Source organism: Thauera phenylacetica B4P (assembly GCF_000310225.1).
GTDB classification, from domain to species: domain Bacteria; phylum Pseudomonadota; class Gammaproteobacteria; order Burkholderiales; family Rhodocyclaceae; genus Thauera; species Thauera phenylacetica.
On the sequence record NZ_AMXF01000255.1, the window covers coordinates 1 to 5,525 of the forward strand.

Below are 5,525 nucleotides of genomic sequence, written 5' to 3' on the forward strand. Positions count from 1 at the left end.
GGCTGGCGGGCGGGTCGCGCCCGCCGGCCGGCCGCGCCTCCGCGCCCGAGCGGGACTCCCGGCGCCGTGCTGCGGTGCGATAATGGTCGCCTCACAGCATCCTGGAGTCCTTCGTGATGAAGTCCCTTGCGGCATTCCAGCCGTCCCGCGGCGCGCTTTCCGCCACGCTGCTCGCGCTCGGCCTCGCCTTGCCCGGCGTGGCCGCGGCCGAGACCGTGGGCCACGTCGACACCGCCTTCAAGCTCATCGGCCGCAACCACCAGGTGGTGGTCGAGGCCTTCGACGACCCCTCCGTCAGGGGCGTGTCCTGCTACGTCTCGCGTGCCCGCACCGGCGGCCTCAAGGGCACCTTCGGCCTCGCCGAGGACACCGCCGACGCGTCGGTCGCCTGTCGCCAGGTCGGCGACATCTCCTTCTCCAGCCCGCTGCGCGAGCAGGAAGAGGTGTTCTCGCAGAGCGCCTCGATCCTGTTCAAGAAGGTGCGCATCGTGCGCATGGTCGACCCCAAGCGCAACACGCTGGTCTATCTCGTCTACAGCGACAAGCTCATCGAGGGCAGCCCGCAGAATAGCGTCACCGCGGTGCCGGTGCCGGCCTCGATCCCCATCCCGCTGCGCTGATCCGCTGCATTCCTCGTAGCGCCTCCTTCCGCCCGCAGGCGGGAGCGGGCGCGCTTTTTCTTTTTCTTCGATCATGAACCAGTCCATCGCAAGTCCCGTCTCCCGCTTCTTCTTCCGGACCAGCCTCGTGGCGCAGATCGCCATCGGCCTCGCCTGCGGCATCGCGCTCGCCCTCGTCGCGCCCGAGCTCGCGCGTGCCGCCGGCCTGCTCGGCGACGTGTTCATCTCCGCGCTCAAGGCGGTGGCGCCGGTGCTGGTCTTCGTTCTCGTCGCCTCCGCGGTCGCGAGCCACCGCCACGGTAGCGAGACCCACGTGCGCCCGATCCTGATGCTGTACCTGATCGGCACCTTCGGCGCGGCCCTGGTCGGCGTGCTCGCCAGCTTTGCCTTTCCCACCGCGCTGGTGCTGGACGCGCCCCAGGTCGCGGGCACGCCGCCGGGCGGCATCGTCGGGGTGCTGAAGAACCTGCTGCTGAACGCGGTCTCGAACCCGGTGCGCGCGCTGATGGAGGCCAACTTCATCGGCATCCTGGCGTGGGCGATCGCGCTCGGCGCCGCGCTGCGCCACGCCGGCGCCGGCACGCGGGCGGCGGTGGCCGACCTCGCCGAGGCGGTGTCGAAGATCGTGCGCGTGGTCATCCGCTTCGCCCCCTTCGGCATCTTCGGGCTCGTCGGCGCGACGCTCACCGAATCCGGCCTCGGCGCGCTGCTCGGCTACGGCCGGCTGCTGCTGGTGATCGTGGGCAGCATGCTCTTCGTCGCCTTCGTCATGAACCCGCTGCTGGTGTTCTGGAAGATCCGCCGCAATCCCTTCCCGCTGGTGTTCACCTGCCTGCGCGAGAGCGCCGTGACCGCCTTCTTCACGCGCAGCTCGGCGGCCAACATCCTGGTCAACCTCGAGCTCTGCCGCCGCCTCGAGCTGCACGAGGACACCTACTCGATCTCGATCCCGCTCGGGGCGACGATCAACATGGCGGGCGCGGCGATCACGATCGCGGTGATGAGCCTCGCCGCCGCGCACACGGTGGGGATCGTGGTGGACCTGCCCACCGCGCTGCTGCTGTCCGTGGTGGCGGCGCTCGGCGCCTGCGGCGCGTCCGGTGTCGCGGGCGGCTCGCTGCTGCTGATCCCGATGGCCTGCAACCTGTTCGGCATCCCCACCGACGTCGCCATGCAGGTGGTGGCGATCGGCTTCATCATCGGGGTCGTGCAGGACTCGGTGGAGACCGCGCTCAACTCCTCGACCGACGTGCTGTTTACCGCCGCGGCCTGCCGGGCCGCGGCTCCGTCCACGGCCTGATCCGGCGCCCGAATCGCCCACGGTCGGCGGGTGCTTGATCGCGATCAAGCACCCGCTGTGCGAAATGCATTCAGAAACAGGCACATGGCATGAGGTTGACGGCGGTCAAAGTTAGCCCGTGGCGACCTGCCAGAGTGCGTCACCTTTTCCAATCACGAGGGTGACAACAACATGATTCCAGCGACGCTTTTCAAGTGGGCCGCCGTTCCCGTCCTCGCGCTCGCGATGCAGGCCGCATTTGCCGAAGCTCCCGCCGGCCACGGCGATGCAGCGCTCAAGGAATACCAGGCCGGCGGTTCGCCGATGGCCGACGTGCCCATGCACCACGACATAAACCCGCTCGCGCCGCGCATGTCCGAACCCGAGTTCGAGAAGGCCAAGCGCATCTTCTTCGAGCGCTGCGCGGGCTGCCACGGCGTGCTGCGCAAGGGCGCCACCGGCAAGGCGCTGACTCCCGACCTCACCCTGGAGAAGGGCCTCGAATACCTCAAGGTCTTCATCAAGTTCGGCTCCCCCGGCGGCATGCCCAACTGGGGCACCTCGGGCGTGCTCAACGACGAAGAGGTCGACCTGATGGCGCGCTACATCCAGCAGACCCCGCCGGCGCCGCCCGAGTACGGCCTCAAGGAGATGGAAGCCTCGTGGAAGGTCGTCGTCCCGGTCGAGCAGCGGCCGACCAAGAAGATGAACGACCTCGACCTCGAGAACCTGTTCTCGGTGACGCTGCGCGACGACGGCAAGATCGCGCTCATCGACGGCGCAAGCAAGAAGATCGTCAGCATCCTCGAAACCGGCTACGCGGTGCACATCTCGCGCATGTCGGCCTCCGGGCGTTACCTGTTCGTGATCGGCCGCGACGCCAAGATCAACCTGGTCGACCTGTGGATGGAGAAGCCCGACACCGTCGCCGAGATCAAGGTCGGCCTCGAGGCGCGCTCGGTCGAGAGCTCCAAGGCCGAGGGCTGGGAAGACAAGTACGCCATCGCCGGCACCTACTGGCCGCCCCAGTTCGTGATCATGGACGGCGACACGCTCAAGCCGCGCAAGATCGTCTCCACCCGCGGCATGGTCACCGGCACCCAGGACTACCACCCCGAGCCGCGCGTGGCCGCGATCGTGTCCTCGCACTTCAACCCGGAATTCTTCGTGAACGTGAAGGAGACCGGGATGGTGTATTCGGTGGACTACCGCGACCTCGAGAACCTCAAGCTGAAGATGATCGAGGCCGCGCCTTTCCTGCACGACGGCGGCTTCGAGTCGAAGCACCGCTACTTCATGGACGCGGCCAACGCCTCGGACAAGATCGCGGTCATCGACACCAAGGAAGGCAAGCTCGAGAAGCTGGTCAGCGTCGGAAAGGTGCCGCACCCGGGCCGCGGCGCCAACTTCGTCGATCCGCAGTTCGGCCCGGTGTGGGCGACCGGCCACCTCGGCGACGAGACCATCTCGCTGATCGGCACCGACCCCGAGAAGCACCCCGACAACGCCTGGAAGGTCGTGCGCACGCTCAAGGGCCTGGGTGGCGGCTCGCTGTTCCTCAAGACCCATCCGCAGTCGAAGAACCTTTGGGTCGATACCACGCTCAATCCGGAGGAAAATGTCTCCCAGTCGGTGGCGGTGTGGGACATCGACAACATCGACAAGGGCTACGAGCTGATCCCGATCGGCGAGTGGTCGGGCGTCAAGGAAGGTCCGAAGCGCGTGGTGCAGCCGGAGTACAACAAGGCTGGGGATGAGGTATGGTTCTCGGTCTGGAACGGTGCGGACCAGGAATCGGCCATCGTGGTGGTCGATGACAAGACCCGCAAGCTAAAGGCCGTCATCCGCGACCCGAAGCTGATCACCCCGACCGGCAAGTTCAACGTCTACAACACGCAGCACGACGTCTACTGACGCGACCCGCGCTCGGGCGGCCTCTTGCCGCCCGAGCCCGGCCAGCGGCGGCGGGCGCGAGGTCGAATCGATTGACGGAGCCACACGGCAGACGCCGCCCGGCGCAGCGCGACTTCCTGTCGCGCTGCGCGCTTTTTTCCAGCCTGCGCGCGGAGCAGCTCGACGAGCTCGCCGCGAGCGGGCGCATTCTCGAGCTCCCGGCACACGCGGTGCTGCATCGTCCGGGAGAGCCGCTGCGCCAGGCCTTCGTGCTGTGCAGCGGCAGCGTGCTGCGCTACCGCCTGCTCGCCGGCGAGGTGCGCAAGGTGATCGAGCTGGTGCACCGGCCGCAGCTGCTGGCGCCGGGCGAGGTGTTCGGCGCGCGGGAGCACGAGTCGGTGTGCGAGGTCGTCGCTCCGGCGATCGTCACCGCGCTCGACGTGCGCGTGCTGCGCCGCAGGGTGCGCGAGGACCTCGGCTTCAGCGGCCGCGTCGTCGAGGCGCTCGCGCACAGCCTGCATGCGGTCGAGTTCGACGTCGCCGGCCATCACGCCGGGCTCACCGGCGCGCAGCGCATCCTCGACTACCTCGTCGAGCTCGCCGGGGGCAAGCTGCCGCTGGCCGGCGAGACCACGGTCGAACTCGGCGCCAAGAAGAAGATCGTCGCCGAGCGCATCGGCATGACCCCGGAGGCGTTCTCGCGCAGCCTGCGCGAGCTCGCCGACAAGGGGCTGATCGTCGTCGAGCGCAACCGCATCCACATCCAGAACGCGGCCTTGCTCGACACCAACGCCGGGGCGGCAAGCGAGCCGCGCCGGCTGAGCTTCGCGCGCAAGCTGCGCGGGCGCGAGGAGGGCGAGCTGTCGCCGGGCGAGCGCATCAATCTGGCCGGTCGCCTGCGGGTGCTGAGCCAGCGCCTGGCGATCGCGTGGGCGCTGGCTGCGCATGGTATCGGGGCCACGGATGCGCGCGCGCAGCTGCGCCAGCTCAGCGCCGAGCTCGAGCGCGCGCTCGCGCGCCTGCAGGCCATCCGCATGGGCGCCGAGCCCGCCGCCTTGCTCGCGGCGGTCGGCCGCGCCTGGGCGCTGTATCGCGCGGCGCTGTCCGCCGAGGAGTCCCAGGCGGTGCGGACGCTGGAGACGAGCGAGGACTTCCTCGCCGCCGCCGATGCGCTCACCGCCTACGCCGAGCGCATGGGCGGGCTGCAGTCGGCGCACCACGTCAATGTCGCCGGCCGCAACCGCATGCTGTCGCAGCGCATCGTCAAGCTCTTCCTCTTCGAGGATCTCGCCACCGGCTGCGAGATCGCCGCGCTGATCGAGCGCTCGGCTGCCGAGTTCGAGGCCAACCTCGCCGAGCTCCTGCGCGACGGCCGCGCGTTGCCCGAGGTCGTCGCCCAGCTCGAGGAGGTGGCGCAGCAGTGGCGGCGCCTGCTCGGCGCGCTGGCGCCGAGCGTGGACCGGCCACGCCGCAGCCAGCAGGTACGCCTGGTGACGGCCGAGGGCAAGCGCCTGCTGCGCTGCGTCGATACCATGGTGAAGCTCTACGAGCGCCTCACCCGCGAGCCCTGAACGCCGCTCGCAGGCACGACGCTGCGGGCAAGGCGGCGGCGCGGTCCGGGCGAGCTGCAGGAGCGGCGCACGGCGCGAATCAGGCAGCGACGTGGGAGCGCCGGCTGCGGCGCGGACTCGGCTGCCGCAGCCTCAGCCGCCGCCCGGCTGCGACAGCCGGCG

At 69.4% G+C, this 5,525-nt stretch carries 4 protein-coding genes; all 4 read left to right on the forward strand.

Features of this window, described 5'->3' with window-relative positions; all coding sequences use genetic code 11:
* The first annotated feature begins 116 nt into the window (after nt 1-116).
* The 4 genes from C667_RS19760 to C667_RS19775 all read left to right on the forward strand — a co-directional run bounded on the left by C667_RS19760 (nt 117) and on the right by C667_RS19775 (nt 5,363).
* Complete coding sequence (locus C667_RS19760) at nt 117-620, forward strand: CreA family protein (RefSeq protein ID WP_004378431.1); 504 nt, start codon at nt 117-119, stop codon at nt 618-620.
* A gap of 73 nt (nt 621-693) precedes the next feature.
* Complete coding sequence (gene sstT / locus C667_RS19765; RefSeq protein WP_004378433.1) at nt 694-1,920, forward strand: serine/threonine transporter SstT; 1,227 nt, start codon at nt 694-696, stop codon at nt 1,918-1,920.
* A 171-nt stretch (nt 1,921-2,091) separates the two neighbouring features.
* Nucleotides 2,092-3,813 carry a nitrite reductase gene (locus C667_RS19770; protein ID WP_004378435.1) on the forward strand — a complete coding sequence of 574 codons (1,722 nt, stop codon included), beginning with the start codon at nt 2,092-2,094 and terminating at the stop codon, nt 3,811-3,813.
* A gap of 71 nt (nt 3,814-3,884) precedes the next feature.
* Nucleotides 3,885-5,363 carry a type IV pili methyl-accepting chemotaxis transducer N-terminal domain-containing protein gene (locus C667_RS19775; RefSeq protein WP_004378438.1) on the forward strand — a complete coding sequence of 493 codons (1,479 nt, stop codon included), beginning with the start codon at nt 3,885-3,887 and terminating at the stop codon, nt 5,361-5,363.
* The last annotated feature ends 162 nt before the right edge of the window (nt 5,364-5,525 follow it).

What these genes read in the sequence shown, in the direction of transcription:
- C667_RS19770 (WP_004378435.1), top strand. Translation starts at nt 2,092, where the DNA reads ATGATTCCAGCGACGCTTTTCAAGTGGGCCGCCGTTCCCGTCCTCGCG.
- C667_RS19760 (WP_004378431.1), top strand. Translation starts at nt 117, where the DNA reads ATGAAGTCCCTTGCGGCATTCCAGCCGTCCCGCGGCGCGCTTTCCGCC.
- sstT (WP_004378433.1), top strand. Translation starts at nt 694, where the DNA reads ATGAACCAGTCCATCGCAAGTCCCGTCTCCCGCTTCTTCTTCCGGACC.